Below are 18,346 nucleotides of genomic sequence, written 5' to 3' on the forward strand. Positions count from 1 at the left end.
TCGCCGCGCGGAAAGCCCGCGGACGGATCAGGACCTGGCGGGCAAGGTGGCGATGAAGCGCTCGACCGTCGGCAGGATGTTGCGGACGATGACGGTGACGCCCTCGGCCGTGGGGTGGAGCCCATCCGCCTGGTTCAGAGCGCGGTCGCCCGCGATGCCATCCAGGAAGAAGGGGTAAAGCACCAGCCCGTACTTCTCCGCAAGCTCGCGATAGATCGCGTCGAAACGTTTCGCATAATCCTCCCCGAGATTGCGCGGGGCGTACATGCCGGCGATCATTACCGGAATCTTCCGCTCCTTCAGCCGCGCGATCATCATGTCCAGCGCCTGGCGTGTCTGCGCCGGGTCGACTCCGCGCAGCGCATCGTTCGCGCCGAGTTCGAGGATCACGCCATCGGTCCCATCAGGCACCGACCAGTCGAGCCGTTCCAGCCCCCCTTGCGTCGTATCGCCGGACACGCCGGCGTTCACGATTTCGACAGCGACGCCCTTCCGGCGCAGAGCCTGCTCCAGGACGGCGGGAAAAGCCGCGCTGCCCGGCAGATTGTAACCCGCAGACAGCGAATCGCCGAAGGCGACGAGCTTCAGCGGCCTCGCGGCGGTTGGGTTGGTGCTGGCGGTCTGGGAGCTGGCCATGTCGCTGGAACCGATGAAAAGCAGCAGGAGAATAACGAAAAACGCCGCAGCCGATTGGAGAAGCGCGAAACCGCGCCCATATGGCCGCAGACCGCGCCGCGCCGCGTTTCCGCCCCGCTCCGGGCGTGATCTGGCGCCAGCGGGGATGGCGATGGATAGCGAAGTCAGGATCATGGCGTGATGAGCGAGAAGGCCGCCCCGGCGATCGAGTTGCAGGATGTCCACCTAAGTTTGGGGCGTGGCGCCGCCCGCGTCCATATCCTCAAGAGCGTCTCGGTGTCGCTGACAAATGGCGAGGCGACCGGGCTTGTCGGCCCCTCCGGCTCCGGCAAATCGACCCTGCTGATGATCATGGCCGGACTGGAACGCCCTGATTCAGGCCTCGTGCATGTGGCCGGGCAGGATCTCGGCGCCCTCGACGAGGATGGGCTCGCCGTCTTCCGCGGCAGGCAGATCGGCATCGTCTTCCAGTCCTTCCATCTCGTCCCAACGATGACGGCGCGCGAGAACGTGGCGCTGCCGCTGGAGCTCGCCGGCCATCCCGACGCCTTCGCCCGCGCCGAAGCCGAGCTGCGCAATGTCGGCCTCGGCCACCGCATGGACCATTATCCGGCCCAGCTCTCCGGCGGCGAGCAGCAGCGTGTCGCCATCGCACGGGCCGTCGCTCCCGATCCCGCGATCCTCGTCGCCGACGAGCCGACCGGCAATCTCGATGAAGCGACCGGCCGCTCGATCGTCGACCTCATCTTCGCCCTCAAGCGCGAGCGCGGCGCGACGCTGGTGCTCGTCACCCACGACCTCTCGCTCGCCGCCTTGTGCGAGCGCACCGTCCGCCTGCGCTCCGGCGTGATCGAGGCCGAGCACGAGACGGCGGTCGCCTGACGATGCACGCCCCCGTCAAGCCACCACACGGCCCGGCCTCCCGCTCCCTCGGCATCGGCCTCATCCTTCGCCTCGCCATCCGAGACCTGCGTGCCGGCCTGCGTGGCTTCGGCATCTTCATCGCCTGCCTCGCGCTCGGCGTCATGACCATCGCTGCCGTCGCCTCCGCCTCGCGCGGCCTGACCGAAGGCCTTGCCCGGGAAGGACGACGCATCCTCGGCGGCGACGCCGCCTTCAGCCTGATCCACCGCGAGGCAACGCCCGAAGAACTCGCCTTCCTGACCGCGCGCGGCACGGTCTCCAGCATCGCGACCATGCGCGGCATGGCCAATGCGGGAGACAAGGGCGCAGCACTCGTCGAGATCAAGGCGGTGGATTCCAGCTATCCGGGCATCGGGGCGGTCGAGACCGACCCGCAAGCTCCGCTGCCCGGGCTGCTGGAACAACGCGACGGCGTTTTCGGCGCCGCCGCCGATCCCGTCCTGTTCGGCCGGCTCGATCTCAGGCCCGGCGACATCGTCACGGTCGGCAGCGCAAAAATCCAGCTGCGCGCCAATCTGATGTCCGAGCCTGACAAGATCGCCGCCGGCGTCGGCTTCGGCCCGCGCCTCCTGATCTCGCAGGAAGCCCTTCGCGCCACCGGCCTGATCCAGCCGGGCAGCCTCATCCGCTGGACCTATCGCCTTCAGCTTCCGCCGACTGCCTCCAGCGACGCCGATCTCGAACGGCTTGTCGCCGATGTCGGCACCCAGCAGCGCGACGCCGGCTGGGAGATCCGCTCCCGCGCCAATGCCGCGCCGAGCTTCCAGCGCAATCTCGAACGCTTCACCCAGTTCCTGACGCTGGTCGGTCTCACCGCCCTGCTGGTCGGCGGCGTCGGCGTCGCCAATGCCGTGCGCCGCTTCGTCGAGGCCAAGAAGCTCGATTTCGCCACGATGAAGGCGGTCGGCGCCAGCGGCGGCCGCGTCGTCGCGATCCACCTGACCGAGGTGATGCTCGTCGCCGCTATCGGCACGGCGATCGGCCTAGTACTCGGCGCCGCCGCCCCCTTTGGCCTGGGCGCCGTCGTCCAGAGCATCCTGCCGGTTCCCTTCGAGCCGACATTGGCGCCGGGCGAACTCGCCATCGCCGCGCTCTACGGGCTGCTGACGGCGTTCGTCTTCGCGGTCATTCCGCTCGGCCGGGCGCACGATATCCCGGTGTCGGCCCTTTTCCGCGATCGCATCGAGCCCGATCCGCGACGTCCGCGCGCGATCTACCTCGCCCTCTGCGCACTGGCGCTGGCCGGGCTCGCCGGCGTCGCCATCGGCTTCGCCTATGACCGCCGGATCGCGCTGATCTATATCGGCGTGATGTTCGGCGTCTTCGTGCTGCTGCGGGTCGTCTCGCTTGGCCTGATGGCGCTCGCACGCCGCATCCCGCGCCCGCGCCGTCCGGCCCTGCGGATGGCGCTCGCCAACAGCCACCGGCCGGGTGCACTGACGCCCTCGCTCGTGCTCTCCCTCGGGCTGGGCGTCGCGCTGCTTTCGGCGCTCTCCTTCATCGATGTCAGCCTGACCCGGCAGCTCACCGGCGCGCTGCCCGACAAGGCGCCGAGCTTCTTCTTCCTCGATGTGCCCAGCCGCGATTCCGGGCGTTTCGACGCCTTCCTCGCCGAGCAACGCCCGGGCGCGAAGACCGAGCGCGTGCCGATGATGCGCGGCCGCATCGTCGCCGTGAACGAGACCCGCGCCGAAGACATCAAGGCGAGCGAGCAATCCGCCTGGGTGCTCGACGGCGACCGCGGCATCACCTATGCGGCGGCAATTCCGGAGGGCTCGCGCGTCTCCGCCGGCGCATGGTGGCCGCCGGATTACCGCGGCGAGCCACTAGTCTCCTTCGATGCCCAGAACGCCGCCGGCATCGGCCTGAAGATCGGCGACCGGCTCACCGTCAACGTGCTCGGCCGCAACATCACCGCCCGCGTCGCCAATCTCCGCACGGTCGACTGGCGCTCCTTCGGCATCAACTTCGTCATGGTGTTCTCGCCCAACACCTTCGCCGGCGCGCCGCACACCAACCTCGCGACCATCGCGGCGAGCCCGGACGGCCAGGGAGCGACCGACGCGGTGCTGATGCGCCGCCTCGCGCTCGATTTCCCCGCCGTCACGGCCGTGCGCGTCAAGGACGCGCTCGAAGCGGTCAACACCATCGTCTCCCAGCTCGCCATGGCTATCCGCGGCGCCTCCGGCCTCGCCATCGCGGCGAGCCTTCTCGTTCTGGGCGGCGCCCTCGCCGCCGGACAGAGGGCGCGTCTCTATGACGCGATGATCCTGAAGACCCTCGGCGCCACCCGCCGCTTCATACTTTCGTCGTACGCCCTTGAATACGCCGCCATCGGCCTCGTCGCGGCCGTCTTCGGCGTTGTTGCGGGTACAGCGGCGGGCTGGGGCATCGTCACGCAAGTGATGCGAATCGAATTCGTCAGTGATCCGACCGGCGCGATGCTGGCCGCGACTGCGGCAGTTGGTGTTACCGTCCTGTTCGGGCTCGTCGGTACGATAAAAATACTCGCAAAAGCCCCCGCTTCTCATCTCAGGAATTTATGATGACTATCTGGGAACGACTCTCGATAGACATTAAGATCCTGTAATTCTGCCTTTGTGCAGCGCCGAATTTCTATAGCCCAGCCGGGCTTAACCATGGCCGGCCCTTGTAAGGAAGGCAAAAGCCCCTCATATTCCACTCACCGCGCCGATCATGCGCGAGGACGGCTGGCATTCGCGTGCCTTCCGTCGTCCGAAACTACGTCAGGGGAAACTCTCTTAATGAGCAACTTCGACCGCAATGCTCCAGTCTGGGGTGCCGGCCGCGCACAGCAGACCAGCGCCGTCGAGATGGATCAGGGCCTGCGCTCGTTCATGCTCGGCGTCTACAACAACATGGCAATCGGCCTCGGCATTACCGGCCTCGCCGCGCTCGGCATCTCGATGCTGGCGATTGCCGGCTTCACGCCCGACGGCAAGATCACCGGCCTGACCGCGCTCGGCCAGGCGATTTATCTCAGCCCGCTGAAATGGGTCGTGATGTTGGCCCCGCTCGCCTTCATCATGCTCTTCTCGTTCAAGGCCGAAAGCATGAGCGCCTCTTCGGCGCGCACCATGTTCTTCGCCTTCGCGGCGGTCATGGGCATCTCGATGTCGTCCATCCTCGTCGTCTTCACCGGCGCTTCGGTGACGCGCGTCTTCTTCATCACGGCCGCCGCCTTCGGAGCGTTGAGCCTCGTCGGCTACACCACGAAGAAGTCGCTGTCGGGCATGGGCTCCTTCCTGATCATGGGCCTGATCGGCTTGATCATCGCCTCGGTGGTCAATCTGTTCCTGGCGTCGAGCGCGCTGTCCTTCGGCATCTCGGTGATCGGCGTCCTGATCTTCGCCGGCCTGACCGCCTGGGACACCCAGCGCCTGAAGGAGATGTATCTCTCTTCGGATCTGGATCCGGAATCGGCTGCGAAGATCTCGGTGAACGGCGCGCTGTCGCTCTACCTGAACTTCATCAACATGTTCCAGATGCTGATCAGCCTGCTCGGCGACCGCCGCTGAGCCGACCTTCAGCGGGCGTCATGCCCGGAGCAAGCCCCGGCCTCCCGGCCGGGGCTTTTCTTTTGGCACGGGCATTGCTCATTCTGCAGCGATGACGACGCCCGCGATCCGACCCGCTTGCCCGGCTGACATCGCCGCCATCCGCGCGATCTACGCCCATGCCGTCCTGCATGGGACCGCATCCTGGGAACTGGAGCCACCAGCCGAGACGGAGATGCTCCGCCGCTTCGAGACCATTCTGGCAGGCGGCTACCCCTATCTCGTCGCCGAAGGCGAAGGCGAACTGCTGGGCTATGCCTATGCCGGCGCCTACCGCCCGCGCCCCGCCTATCGCGCCACGGTCGAGAATTCGATCTACGTTGCTCCCACAGCCCAGGGACGCGGCGTCGGYGGCCTCCTGCTCGACGCATTGATCAACGCCTGCGCCGAATGCGGCTTCCGCCAGATGATCGCGGTGATCGGGGACGGCACGGGCGCCTCGGTGGGCTCGCGCCGCCTGCATGAGAAGGCCGGCTTCCGTCTGATCGGCGTGGCCGAGAAGGTCGGCTTCAAGCAGGGCCGCTGGCTCGACCAGATGCTGATGCAGAAGGAGCTGGGCGAAGGCGACCGCTCGCGACCGGCCTTCTGAAGCGACACCTCCGTTGATGGTCAGTTCACGATGCTGAGCTTGCGGTCTAGCACTTGCAGGACGCGTGACAGTTCCGAGCCGCGCTTGAGAATCAGCCCCGTCGCGGCGACGACCGAATAGGCGCCCTGCCGGCGGGCCAGCGCCGGATCCTTGACGATTCGGTAGAGGGGCATCTCCGACGAACGCCGGAACACCGAGAACTGCGCCTTGTCCTTCAGGAAATCGATGGCGTAGTCGCGCCATTCACCAGCCGCGACCATGCGGCCATAGAGATTGAGCAATTCGTTGAGTTCGCGCCGGTCGAAGGTGACTGTCGCCGGCCGGGCCGGCGACGGAAAATGGACGACCGCGCCAGCCGGTTGCGATTGCGGCGTTTCGCTTTCGCTCATGGCGCCTCCCTGAGCGGAGCCTCTCGAAGTGACCGGGCGATGATGCGCCCACACTGCTGCGCTGGCAAGCGATCGCGCTCGTCCGCGTTGGCGCGCTGGGTAAGCATTCGTCGCAAATGCCGCATTTTCGCCGCGAACGCGCCCAGCGACCGCCAAGTTACACCGCTCAACTCCCCTCGTTGCCTCGACGGCCCGGTTTCGCTGAACGCCGGTTTGTCAGCCCCCCAGCCCCCCGGAGTTCCGGTGGAGCCGGGCCACCGAGTCGAGGCCAACTAGCGGCTGGCATTGCGCCGGCCGTTTTCTTTTTGAGGGTCGGGCCTCGCTTCGCGAGGCCGCGATGACCGACGAAAGCGAGCTAGCGCGCCTGGCCGTGATACTCCGCGTTGGGCCTCATATCGACGGCCGAGGCCATCCGGTTCGACATGTTGTAGAAGGACGCGACCGCGCCGATGTCCCAGATGTCGCGCTCGCCAAAGCCAGCCTTGCGCAGGGCTTCCCGGTCATTCTCGCCGATCAGATGCGGCGTTTCAGTCAGCTTCACGGCGAAATCCAGCATGGCACGATGCCGCACCGACAGCTCCGCCGCACGGTAGTTCATCACCAGCATCTCGCCCAGCACCGGATCGCCGGAGAGTTGGCGCACGGCCGCGCCATGGGCCGCGAGGCAGTAATAGCAGCGATTCACGCTGGACACCGCGACCGCGATCATCTCGCGCTCCAGCTTGGACAGGCCGGAGGGCGCCAGCATCAGGTCGTTGTAGAAGGCGGCGAAGGCCGAGAGCTTGGCGTCATCATGGGCGTAGGACGTCAGCACATTCGGCACGAATCCGAGCTTCTCCCGGCACTTCTCGAAATAGGCGTCATTCTCCGGCGAAAGCTGTCCCGGCTTCAACGCCAACGCCATCACCCGCGGCGGCGCATCCTGCCGCGCCGGCTCTTCGCCTACCTTTGGTTTGTCATGCTTCGTCGCCATGGTGCATCCTGTTAGATCCTGAGCGGCAATTTTGCCGCTTTTTCAGGCAAGGCAAAGTTGAAAGCCTGAGCAGCCTATGCCATCGCTGCTGCAAAACAACTGGGGTGACACATGGGCAAACGGGTGACGAACGCGACCGCCGGAGCGATCGCAGCCATCGAAGCCGCGGCGACGGGCCTGAAGAGCGCGATGCCGGCCGAATTCCCCCGCCTTCTCTACGGTCGTTCTGTCGCCGAGGACCTCGAAGCCCTGCCGCCGGATATGCTCGCTCAGACCGCGGCCGCCGCCTACGAGCACCTGGCCGAGCCTCGCAAGCCCGAGACGATCAACCTGCGCTTCCGCGACGACGCGTTCGGCGAGGGTGACCGCCAGCGCCAGGTCACCATCCTGGAAGTCGTCAACGACAACAAACCGTTCCTGCTCGATTCGACGCTCGCGGAGCTGCAGGATCAGGGCTACGAGCCGCGCCTCGTCGCGCATCCGATCCTGGCGGTGGCGCGCGATGCCGAGGGCAAGTTCGTCTCGCTCGCCGGCGAAGCGACCGGCCGCGCGCCGGAAGGCACGCGGCGGGAAAGCCTGCTGCATATCCATATCCCGCGCATCGACACGCCCGCAGCGCGCGAAAAGCTGCGCGCCGGCCTGGAGCATGTCTATGCCGATGTCGCGCTCGCGGTCGACGACTGGGCCGCGATGCGCGGCCGTATCACCGAAGTGATACAGGCCTATCGCGCCAACCCGCCGCCGCTGCCGGAGGACGAGATCACCGAGGCGCTGCAATTCCTCGAATGGATCGCCGGCGACAACTTCACCCTGCTCGGCATCCGCGCCTACCGGTTCCCTGGCGGCGACGTCGCGGCCGACCCGATCGAGGGCTCGGGCCTCGGCATCCTGCGCGACCCCTCCGTCAAGGTGCTGCGCAAGGGCCGCGAGCTGGTGACGACCACGCCGGAGGTGCGTTCCTTCCTGGCCAAGCCCCAGGCGCTCATCATCACCAAGGCCAATGTCAAGAGCCTGGTCCACCGTCGCGTCCATCTCGACTATGTCGGCGTCAAGCTGTTCACGCCGGACGGCCGGCTCGACGGCGAGCTGCGCATCGTCGGCCTCCTGACCTCGAACGCCTATACCGGCTCGGCTCGCGCCATCCCCTATCTCAGGCTGAAGGTCGCGCGCGTCGCCAAGAACATCGGCTTCGATCCGGCGAGCTATTCCGGCCGCGCGCTGATGAACGTGCTCGACGCCTATCCGCGCGACGAGCTCTTCCAGATCGATGTGACGACCCTGGAGCAGTTCGCACTCGACATCCTGCAGCTCACCGAGCGCCCGCGCATCCGGGCGCTTGCCCGCGTCGACGAGTTCGACCGTTTCGTCTCGATCCTCGTCTTCATCCCGAAGGATCGCTACGACACCACGGTCCGTCAGCGCGTCGGCGAATTCCTGGCGCGGATCTATAACGGCCGCATCTCGGCCGCCTATCCGGCCTATCCGGAAGGCCCGCTCTCGCGCACCCACTACATCATCGGCCGCGACGAGGGCAAAACGCCGCGCATCGACCGCGCCACGCTCGAGGCCGGCATCAGCGCCATCGTCCGCACCTGGGGCGACGGCCTCAAGGACGTGCTCGATCAGGAGAAGGCCGGGCCGGCCGCTCGCGCACTGGCCGAACGCTACGCCGAGGCCTTCGGCGCCGCTTATCGCGAACGCTTCTCTGCCGCCGATGCGCTTGTCGACATCGAGATGCTGCAGCAGCTGACGCCGGAGCGCGGCCGGGCCGTCAACCTCTACCGGCGCGAGGGCGACGACGCCAAGCGCGCCAATCTCAAGGTCTTCTCGCGCGGAGCGCCGATCTCGCTGTCCGCCCGCGTGCCAGTGCTCGAGAACATGGGCTTCCGCGTCGTCAACGAGCGGACTTACAACGTCATGCCACAGGGCACCGGCGAGAACGCCCGCGTCTGGCTGCATGACATGTCGCTGGAGCGCGCCGACGACGGCGAGATCGACATCGAGCATCTCGATCCGACGATCGAGGCCGCCCTGATGGCGCAGTTCCGCGGCCTCGCCGAATCCGACCGCTTCGACCAGCTCGTCCTCGCCGCCGGCCTTGCCTGGCGCGAGGCCGCTTTGCTGCGCGCCTTCGGCCGCTATCTCCGCCAGGCCGGCGCGCCCTATGCGCAGGGCTATATCGCCGATGCGCTGACCCGCCACGCCGACATCGCCTCGGGCCTGATCGCCTATTTCAATGCCAAGTTCGACCCGCGCGTTCCGGCCGGCGAGCGCGAGCAGCGCATGGCCCAGAAGCGCGCCGAGATCGAGGAGGCGCTCGACGCCGTCACCAGCCTCGACGAAGACCGCATCCTGCGTCGCCTGATCAATCTGGTCGACGCTGCGCTGCGCACCAATTTCTTCCAGACCGGCCCGGACGGCCATCCGCGTCAGACCATCACCTTCAAATTCGATTGCGCGAAGGTGGACGGCCTGCCGCTGCCGCGCCCGCTCTACGAGATCTTCGTCTATTCGCCACGTGTCGAGGGCGTCCATATGCGCTTCGGCAAGGTCGCCCGCGGCGGCCTGCGCTGGTCGGACCGGCCGCAGGACTTCCGCACCGAGGTGCTGGGCCTGGTCAAGGCGCAGCAGGTCAAGAACGCCGTGATCGTGCCGGTCGGCGCCAAGGGCGGCTTCGTTCCGAAGCAGCTGCCTCCGGCCTCCGACCGTGCCGCTTGGCTGGCCGAGGGCACCGAGAGCTACCGCATCTTCATCCGCAACCTGCTAGAGCTCACCGACAATCTCGATGGCGAGACGATCGTGCCGCCGCCGGATACGGTGCGCCATGACGGCGACGATCCCTATCTCGTCGTCGCCGCCGACAAGGGCACTGCGACCTTCTCCGACACCGCCAACGCGATCTCGCTGGAGAAGCACCACTGGCTCGGCGACGCCTTCGCCTCCGGCGGCTCGCAGGGCTACGACCACAAGGGCATGGGCATCACGGCCCGCGGCGGCTGGGAGGCGGTGAAACGCCACTTCCGCGAGGTCGATATCGACATCCAGACGACGCCCTTCACGGTCGCCGGCGTCGGCGACATGTCCGGCGACGTCTTCGGCAACGGCATGCTGCTCTCGCCGGCGATCAAGCTCGTTGCGGCCTTCGACCACCGCGACATCTTCCTCGATCCGAATCCGGACCCTGCCGCCTCGCTGGCCGAGCGCCAGCGCCTCTTCGCACTGCCGCGCTCGTCTTGGGCTGACTACGACAAGACGCTGATCTCGAAGGGCGGCGGCATCTTCTCGCGCCAGGCCAAGAGCATCCCGCTCTCCGCGGAGGTCCGTGCCCTGCTCGACCTCGACAAGGCCGAAGTCTCACCGCCCGAGCTGATGACGGCGATCCTCAAGGCGCGCGTCGATCTGCTTTGGTTCGGCGGAATCGGCACCTATATCCGCGCCAGCGACGAGACCGACGCACAGGTCGGCGACCGCGCCAATGACGCGATCCGCATCACCGGCAACGATCTCAGGTCGCGGGTCATCGGGGAAGGCGCCAATCTCGGCGTGACCCAGCGCGGCCGCATCGAGGCTGCCCGCAAGGGCGTCAAGCTCAACACCGACGCGATCGACAACTCGGCCGGCGTCAACACCTCGGACGTCGAGGTCAACATCAAGATCGCGCTCGCCGGCCCGGTGAAGGACGGCCGCCTCCAGGAAGACAAGCGCAACGAATTGCTGGCGGCGATGACCGACGAGGTCGGCGATCTCGTCCTGCGCAACAACTATCTGCAGACGCTCGCCCTCTCGCTCACCGAGGCGCAGGGCGCCGCGGCGACGCCCGGCCTGCGCTTCCTGATGCAGACGCTGGAGCAGGACGGACGGCTCGACCGCTCGGTCGAGTATCTGCCGAGCGACGCCCAGCTCGCCGAGCGCGAGAAGCGTAGCGAAGGCCTGACCCGGCCGGAACTCGCCGTGCTCCTGGCCTATGCCAAGCTCTCGCTGCACGACGCACTGCTCGAATCCTCCGTGCCGGACGATCCCTATCTCGCCAGCGAGCTCGTCCGCTATTTCCCGAAGGCCCTGCGGGACGCCTATCCGGACGCCATCGCCAGCCACAAGCTGCGGCGCGAGATCGTGGCGACGCAGCTCGCCAATGCGATCGTCAACCGCGGCGGCCCGGCTCTGGTCCCGGTCCTGGCCGCGCTAACCCGCTCGGGCGCACCGGCCATCGCCGCCGCCTACGCCATCGCCCGCGACTCCTTCGACCTGATCGCCCTCAACGGTGACATCGACGCGCTCGACGCCAAGATCCCCGGCAAGACCCAGCTCGGTCTCTATGCCGCCGCCCAGGAACTCGTCACCAACCGCATGGGCTGGTTCCTGCGTCGCGGGGTCGCCAAGCCCGGCACCATCGAGCAGACGATCGCCCATTATGCCAGGGGCGTGAAAGAGCTGTCGGCCGAGCTCGGCAGCCTGCTACCCGAGGCCGCCTCGCAGGTCCGCCTCGCCCGCATCGCCGTGCTGACCTCCGAAGGCGTGCCCGAAGCACTGGCCACCCGCGTCGCCAGCCTGCCGGCGATGGCCGAGGCGACGGACATCGTCGACATCGCCGAGCGCAGCAAGCGCGAGATCGGCGATGTCGCCCGTATCCATTTCGGCATCGACGCGCTCTTCGGCCTGTCGAGCTTGAAGACAGCGGCGTCAGCCGTCCCCGCGACTGACGACTACGAGCGCCTTGCCCGCGAGCGCGCGCTCGAAACCCTCGACGACGCCCACTCCAACCTGACCCAGGAGGCTTCCGCATCCGGCAAGGGCGAAGGCACACTGGACAGCTGGCTTGCCGAGCGCGGCGAGGAGGCGGAACGGACCCGCTCGACCGTCAACGCAATCGCGAGTTCCGGCCTCACCTTGCCGAAACTGATGGTGGCCGCCGGCATGCTGGCCGACCTGCCGCGCAAGCGCGGCTGAACAGGACGAACCGAATGACCGAAGCCGACCGCAGCACCCGTATCGACCCCAAGCTGCTCGAAATCCTGGTCTGCCCGCTGACCAAGGCGACGCTCGAATACGATGCCGCGAAGCAGGAGCTGATCAGCCGGGCGGCGAAGCTCGCCTATCCGATCCGTGACGGCATCCCGATCATGCTGCCGGAAGAGGCCCGGCCGCTGGAGGATTGAGACCAGTCGTCATTCTCGGGGCGCCGCATAGCGGCGACCCGAGAATCTCAGGACGAGAAGGCTCTGGTTTCCGAGATGGTCGGGTCAAGCCCGACCATGACGGCCGTCAAAGCAACTCGCCCCTGAGCAGCCGAGGCGGCGCGCCCGCGACACCCGCTGCCTCGCGGATGAAGAACCGCTTCAGTCCCGGAAGCCGGTCGACGACCCCCAGGCCGAAGTCACGCGCCAGCCTGATCGGCGTCGCATCGTTCGAGAACAGCCGGTTCAGCCCGTCAGTGACCGCGCCCATCGCCACGGTGTCGAAGCGGCGGGCCTTCTCATAGCCTTCGAGCACGTCGAGCGAGCCGGGATCGAGCCCGAGCCGGGCCGCATCGACGATGGTCTCGGCCAGCGCCGCGACATCCTTGAGTCCGAGGTTGAGTCCCTGCCCCGCGATGGGGTGGATCAGATGCGCGGCATCCCCGAGCAGCGCGAATCGCTCAGCCACGAAGCGCCGGGCCACACCGAAGCCGAGCGGATGCGCGCTCACAGCGCTTTCGAGCGTGATCTCGCCAAGCTCGAGCCCGAAACGCGTCTCGATCTCGGCCAGCAGGTCGGCAGCATCGAGCGAGAGCAGGGCCGGGACATTCTCCCTCCTCTCGGTCCAGACGATCGAGGAGCGGTGGCCGAGGGTGCCACCATCGGCGAGCGGCAGGATCGCGAAGGGGCCGGACGGCAGGAAATGTTCGACGGCCCGGCCGCCATGCGGACGCTCATGCCCGATCGTCGCGACGATGCCGGACTGGCCATAGCCCCAGCCGACCCAGCCGATGCCGGCCTGCTCGCGCAGCTTCGAGCGCGCGCCGTCGGCAGCGACCAGCAGCGTAGCCTCGCCGCGCGAGCCGTCACCGAAGACGACCCCAACCGCAGCTTCTTCTGCCGTGAAACGGCGCACCCCGGTCGCGCGCAGCTCGACGCCTTCCCGCTCGCAGGCCGCCTTGAGCGCGGCCACCAGCGCTGCGTTCTCCACCATATGGGCGAAGGGCTGGCCGGGCTCGACCTCGCCGTCGAAGGTCAGGAAGACCGGGCGCACCGCATCATTCGTGCGGCTGTCCGAGACGATCATCTCCATCATCGCCTGCGCAGAGCCTGCGACGGCGTCCCAGATGCCCAGCGTCTCCAACATCGCGCGGGCACCGGCCGCCACCGCGTAGGCGCGGTTGTCGGCGCGCGGCGGCGCAGCCAGCGCCGGATCGGCCAGCGTAATCGCGAAATCGTTCCCCAGCGCCTGCTTCAGCGCCAGCGCCAGGGTCAGCCCCGCGATTCCCCCACCCGCGATGACGATGCCCATGTCGGAATCCCGCTCGATGGCCATGCTGCTGCTCCTTCGGCAAGCGTCTTGACGGCACGGGACGCCTCGTTGCTGATGCGAGACGAACCGGCTGTTCCTGTGGGGGCCGCCAGCCGCTCCGTCAACTGACCGCGATGCCCGCCGCCATGTCCCAGATCAGCGCCTCCCTGACGGCGATTCTCGACCTCGAGCCGCTCGAGCGCAACCTGTTCCGCGGTCGCAGCCCCAAGTCGAACTGGCCGCGCGTCTTCGGCGGGCAGGTCATCGCGCAGTCGCTTTATGCCGCCTGCAAGACGGTGGAGGGCCGGCAGCCGCATTCGCTGCATGCCTATTTCCTGCTGCCTGGCGACCCGGAGATTCCGATCGTCTATGAAGTCGACCGGCTGCGCGACGGCCGGTCCTTCACGACGCGGCGCGTGCTCGCCATCCAGAAGGGCGAGGCGATCTTCGCCATGTCCGCTTCCTTCCAGGTCGACGAGCCCGGCTTCGAGCACCAGATGCCGATGCCGAGCGTGCCGATGCCGGAAGAGCTGCCGGATCGGGAGGAGATGGCCAAGAGCGTCCTGCCGCATATGCCGGATGCCATACAGGCCTATTATCAGCGCAAGCGGCCGATCGAGATCCGCCCTGTCGAACTCGAGCGTTATCGCACCGGCGGCAAGATGGAGCCGAAGTTCAACGTCTGGATCCGGGCGATGGAAACCCTTCCGGACGAGCCGGCTTTCCATCAGAGCGTGCTGGCCTATGCCTCCGACCTGATGCTGCTCGATTCCAGCCTGATCGCGCACGGCACCACGGTCTTCGACCAGAAGATCCAGGGCGCCAGCCTCGACCATGCATTGTGGTTCCATCGTCCGTTCCGGGCCGATGAGTGGCTTCTCTACTCGCAGGACAGCCCTTCGACCTCGGGCGCCCGGGGCTTCTCGCGCGGCCTCGTCTTCGATCGGCAGGGCCGCCTCGTCGCCTCCGTCGCCCAGGAAGGGCTCATCCGGCCCCGGCCGGATCTGGGCTGACGATATTTTGGGCGCATGCTTCTCCGATAATCTCATGCCTATTTTCTAGGCAGAGCCTGCTTTCCCAACATCTGATTCCCCTCATTTGACCTCCGGATGCCCCCTTGAGGCTCCCGGAGCGGGTTGGCACGTCCCTTGAATTGCATGGTGCGACGCACTGCGACCGCAGGGCGCGCGAGGTGCAACGAGATCGCCGGGGCTGACGACCGGGCGGCGCAAACGGGGAAACCCAGCACATGAAAATCGTGATGGCAATCATCAAGCCGTTCAAGCTGGAGGAGGTGCGCGACGCGCTCACCGCCATCGGCGTGCACGGCCTGACGGTGACCGAAGTCAAAGGCTACGGTCGCCAGAAGGGGCATACGGAAATCTATCGCGGCGCCGAATATGCCGTGAGCTTCCTGCCGAAGATCAAGATCGAGGTCGCTGTCTCCGACGAGCTCGTCCCGCAGGTGATCGAGGCGATCACCGCCGCGGCCCGCACCGGCCAGATCGGTGACGGCAAGATCTTCGTTTCCTCGATCGAGAGAGCCGTGCGCATCCGCACCGGCGAGACCGACGCCGACGCCCTCTGAGCCCGACCCTTCAGGAGTTTTAGACGATGAATTTGAGGACTTCCCTGCGGGCCGGATCGATCGGCCTCGCACTGGCCGCCGTTTCGGCCGGCGTCGCGCTCGCCCAGGCCCCGGCGGCCGCCCCGCCCGTTCCCAACAAGGGCGACGTCGCCTTCATGATGAGCTCGACGATCCTCGTCCTGCTCATGACGATCCCGGGCCTCGCCCTCTTCTATGGCGGCCTCGTCCGTTCCAAGAACATGCTCTCGGTGCTGACCCAGGTCTTCGCCATCGTCAGCGTCGTCTGCATCCTCTGGGTCGCCTATGGCTATTCGCTCGCCTTCACCAATGGCGGCGGGCTGAACGACTTCGTCGGCGGCTTCTCGAAGGCCTTCCTGCGCGGCGTCGACGCAACCACCGTGGCGGGCACGTTCTCGAACGGGGTCTACATCCCCGAATTCGTCTATATCTGCTTCCAGATGACCTTCGCCTGCATCACGCCGGCGCTGATCGTCGGCGCCTTCGCGGAACGCATGAAGTTCTCCGCGCTGCTGCTGTTCACGGTGCTCTGGGTCACCTTCATTTATTTCCCGATGGCCCACATGGTCTGGTACTGGGGCGGGCCTGACGCGGTCGGCAACGCCGCCAAGGCGCTGGCCGAGGCCGGCGCGGACGGCAAGGCTGCGGCGCAGTCCGCGCTCGACGCGGTCAATGCCGATGCCGGCATGCTCTTCAAATGGGGCGCGCTCGACTTCGCCGGCGGCACGGTGGTCCACATCAACGCTGGCATCGCCGGCCTCGTCGGCTGCATTCTGATGGGCAAGCGCATCGGCTTCGGCAAGGAGCTGATGGCGCCGCACTCGCTGACGATGACTCTGATCGGCGCCGCGCTGCTCTGGGTCGGCTGGTTCGGCTTCAACGCCGGCTCGAACCTCGAAGCCAACGGCACCGCCGCGCTCGCCATGATCAACACCTTCGTCGCCACGGCAGCCGCCGCGCTGGGCTGGCTCTTTGTCGAATGGGCGGTCAAGGGCAAGCCCTCGATGCTCGGCATGGTCTCGGGCGCGGTCGCCGGCCTCGTCGCCGTCACCCCGGCGGCCGGCTTCGCCGGCCCGATGGGCTCGATCGTCCTCGGGCTCGTCGTCGGTGTCGTGTGCTTCGTCTTCTGCACGACGGTGAAGAACGCGCTCGGCTATGACGACTCGCTCGACGTCTTCGGCATCCACTGCGTCGGCGGCATCATCGGCGCGATCGCGACCGGCATCCTGGTCAACACCGCTCTCGGCGGCGGGGGTATCCCGGATTATTCAAGCAAGCCCGGCGAACTCGTCGTCGCCGCCTACGAGTTCGGCCCGGCCGTCATGGCGCAGGTGAAGGCGGTGCTGTTCACGCTGGTGTTCAGCGGCGTTGGCTCGGCGATCCTCTACAAGATCGTCGACGTGATCGTCGGCCTGCGCGTCACCACCGATGAAGAGCGCGAGGGTCTCGACATCGCCGAGCACGGCGAGCGCGCTTACAATATGTGATCTCCTGCAGGTTTCACGTGAATCCCGGACCCCGGCGGGCAACCGCCGGGGTTTTCTCTTCTTGCCGCCGGCCCCGCGCGCTCCGGCTCCGCGGCCTCCCGACATCCGGCGGCGGGAGGCGGTGCATAGCGTTCAAGGTTAAGCGGGTCTTAACCTCGCCTTCCTAACCTCTTCCTGATGGCCGGAATGATGCGGCCCGACAGTCCGGACACGACCCGAAAGCCGCATGCGCACCATTCGCCGCTCCCAATCGCTCATGGACCGCCTGCCCGATCCGGTGCGGGAGTTCCTGTCGCGCCGTGCCTCGGAGCTGACCGGGCTTGGCGTGCTGGCCCTGATGGTCGCGATCGCCGTCGCGCTCGCGAGCTGGTCGGTCGATGATCCCAGCCTGAACAACGCCACCAGCGGCGCCGTTCGCAACTGGCTCGGGCGCCCCGGCGCCATGGTCGCCGATCTGCTGATGCAGCTCATCGGCCTTGGCGTCATCGCATTGCTCTTCCCGCCGATGATCTGGGCGCTTAGGCTCATGCGCTTCCATCTCTTCGATCGCGGCGCGCTCAAGCTCGGCCTCTGGGTCGTCGGCGTCGCTGCGACCGCCGCCGTGGCCAGCGCCTTGCCGGCCACGCCGCGCTGGCCGCTGCCGACCGGCATGGGAGGCGTCATCGGCGACGGGCTGCTCTTCGGCACACGCAACATCGCCGGCATTGCCGGCAGCGCCGTCGGCAGCCTCGTCGGTTTCCTCTATGCCGGCATCGCCATTCTCGCCGTCACCGCCGCCGCCGGCTTCGGCTTCGTCACCGACGACGACTCTGCGCTCGATGGCGACGAGGCCGAGGATAGCTGGTCGGACGGCGAGGAGCGCCGTGACGACGAGCCCGGCATTACCGTGATCCTGATCGGCTGGCTCGCCCATGGCGCCATGGCCCTGCGCGCCGCCATCCTGCGCCGCCTGCCGCAGCCACCCGAACCCGCCGTCGATCGAGGCGTCGTCCCGCGCGATGAAAGCGGCCGCGTGCGCCGCGAGCCGCAGTTCGGCGAAGCGCCCGCCAGCCGCCGCAGCCTTCCCGAGTTCGATCCCGAACCGCTTCCGGGCGCGCGTCCCTCCCTGGCGAAGGGCCGGGCTCAGGATGACATCGACGCCCCCTTCGATCTCGATGACGATCCGCAGGATCTGCGCGATCTCAACGCGCCGCGGGTGGCCATGCCGCGCGCGGCGCCCAAACCCGGCAAGCGTATGCAGCGCGAGGCGCAGCCCTCGCTCCTCGACCGGGAAGGCTTCGAGCTGCCGCCGCTGACCTATCTGGCCGAGCCGAAAAAGGTCGCGGCCAACGCCGTCTCGACCGACGCGCTGGAGCAGAACGCGACACTGCTTGAAGGCGTGCTCGAGGACTTCGGCGTTCGCGGCGAGATCACGCAGGTCCGGCCCGGCCCGGTGGTCACCCTCTATGAGCTTGAGCCTGCTCCGGGGACGAAGTCGTCGCGGGTGATTTCGCTGGCTGACGACATCGCGCGTTCGATGAGTGCGGTCTCGGCGCGTGTCGCGGTGGTGCAGGGCAAGAACGCCATCGGCATCGAATTGCCCAACAGCAAGCGCGAGACCGTCTTCCTGCGCGAGCTCCTCGCCAGCCAGGATTTCGAGGCAACCAAGCACAAGTTGGCGCTCTGCCTCGGCAAGACC

General features: G+C 67.3%; 14 protein-coding genes. 10 read left to right on the forward strand and 4 right to left on the reverse strand.

Annotated elements, in window-relative coordinates:
* Positions 1-27 precede the first annotated feature (27 nt).
* Positions 28-636 carry an arylesterase gene (locus AC1DE3_RS26700; protein ID WP_441514265.1) on the reverse strand — a complete coding sequence of 203 codons (609 nt, stop codon included), beginning with the start codon at positions 634-636 and terminating at the stop codon, positions 28-30.
* A 180-nt stretch (positions 637-816) separates the two neighbouring features.
* Between AC1DE3_RS26700 and AC1DE3_RS26705 the strand changes: the two genes are divergently transcribed.
* From AC1DE3_RS26705 to AC1DE3_RS26720, 4 genes are all read left to right on the forward strand, one after another.
* A complete protein-coding gene (locus tag AC1DE3_RS26705) occupies positions 817-1,518 on the forward strand; it encodes an ABC transporter ATP-binding protein (protein ID WP_476852937.1) in 702 nt (233 codons plus the stop codon).
* Positions 1,519-1,520: 2 nt separating this feature from the next.
* Entirely contained in the window at positions 1,521-4,106 is a 2,586-nt protein-coding gene (locus AC1DE3_RS26710; RefSeq protein WP_476852938.1) for an ABC transporter permease, read from the forward strand.
* Between the two features lie 219 nt (positions 4,107-4,325).
* Positions 4,326-5,099 carry a Bax inhibitor-1/YccA family protein gene (locus AC1DE3_RS26715; protein WP_441514262.1) on the forward strand — a complete coding sequence of 258 codons (774 nt, stop codon included), beginning with the start codon at positions 4,326-4,328 and terminating at the stop codon, positions 5,097-5,099.
* A 91-nt stretch (positions 5,100-5,190) separates the two neighbouring features.
* Positions 5,191-5,727, forward strand: coding sequence for an N-acetyltransferase family protein (locus AC1DE3_RS26720; protein WP_476781045.1), 537 nt, complete (start codon positions 5,191-5,193; stop codon positions 5,725-5,727).
* Positions 5,728-5,747: 20 nt separating this feature from the next.
* Here AC1DE3_RS26720 and AC1DE3_RS26725 read toward each other — a convergent pair whose 3' ends face one another.
* Positions 5,748-6,116, reverse strand: a complete 369-nt coding sequence (locus tag AC1DE3_RS26725; RefSeq protein ID WP_441514260.1) for a DUF2794 domain-containing protein — start codon at positions 6,114-6,116, stop codon at positions 5,748-5,750.
* A gap of 355 nt (positions 6,117-6,471) precedes the next feature.
* Complete coding sequence (locus AC1DE3_RS26730) at positions 6,472-7,020, reverse strand: peroxidase-related enzyme (RefSeq protein WP_476781055.1); 549 nt, start codon at positions 7,018-7,020, stop codon at positions 6,472-6,474.
* A gap of 192 nt (positions 7,021-7,212) precedes the next feature.
* Between AC1DE3_RS26730 and AC1DE3_RS26735 the strand changes: the two genes are divergently transcribed.
* On the forward strand, positions 7,213-12,036 hold the full coding sequence (locus AC1DE3_RS26735; RefSeq protein ID WP_476781046.1) for an NAD-glutamate dehydrogenase: 4,824 nt from the start codon (positions 7,213-7,215) through the stop codon (positions 12,034-12,036).
* A 14-nt stretch (positions 12,037-12,050) separates the two neighbouring features.
* Positions 12,051-12,245 (forward strand): Trm112 family protein, encoded by a 195-nt coding sequence (locus AC1DE3_RS26740; protein ID WP_441514258.1) that lies wholly within the window; start codon positions 12,051-12,053, stop codon positions 12,243-12,245.
* Between the two features lie 106 nt (positions 12,246-12,351).
* Here the strand turns inward: AC1DE3_RS26740 and AC1DE3_RS26745 are convergent, their stop codons facing one another.
* Complete coding sequence (locus AC1DE3_RS26745; protein WP_476781047.1) at positions 12,352-13,599, reverse strand: ubiquinone biosynthesis hydroxylase; 1,248 nt, start codon at positions 13,597-13,599, stop codon at positions 12,352-12,354.
* A gap of 122 nt (positions 13,600-13,721) precedes the next feature.
* Between AC1DE3_RS26745 and tesB the strand changes: the two genes are divergently transcribed.
* The 4 genes from tesB to AC1DE3_RS26765 all read left to right on the forward strand — a co-directional run.
* Positions 13,722-14,588 (forward strand): acyl-CoA thioesterase II, encoded by an 867-nt coding sequence (gene tesB / locus AC1DE3_RS26750; RefSeq protein ID WP_476781048.1) that lies wholly within the window; start codon positions 13,722-13,724, stop codon positions 14,586-14,588.
* 236 nt (positions 14,589-14,824) lie between these two features.
* Complete coding sequence (locus AC1DE3_RS26755; protein WP_441514255.1) at positions 14,825-15,163, forward strand: P-II family nitrogen regulator; 339 nt, start codon at positions 14,825-14,827, stop codon at positions 15,161-15,163.
* 26 nt (positions 15,164-15,189) lie between these two features.
* Positions 15,190-16,668, forward strand: a complete 1,479-nt coding sequence (locus AC1DE3_RS26760) for an ammonium transporter (protein WP_441514254.1) — start codon at positions 15,190-15,192, stop codon at positions 16,666-16,668.
* A 226-nt stretch (positions 16,669-16,894) separates the two neighbouring features.
* Positions 16,895-18,346: DNA translocase FtsK (locus AC1DE3_RS26765; RefSeq protein WP_476852939.1), on the forward strand; the 1,452-nt coding region annotated here is incomplete at its 3' end.

This window comes from Allobosea sp. 10L417 (assembly GCF_056395485.1).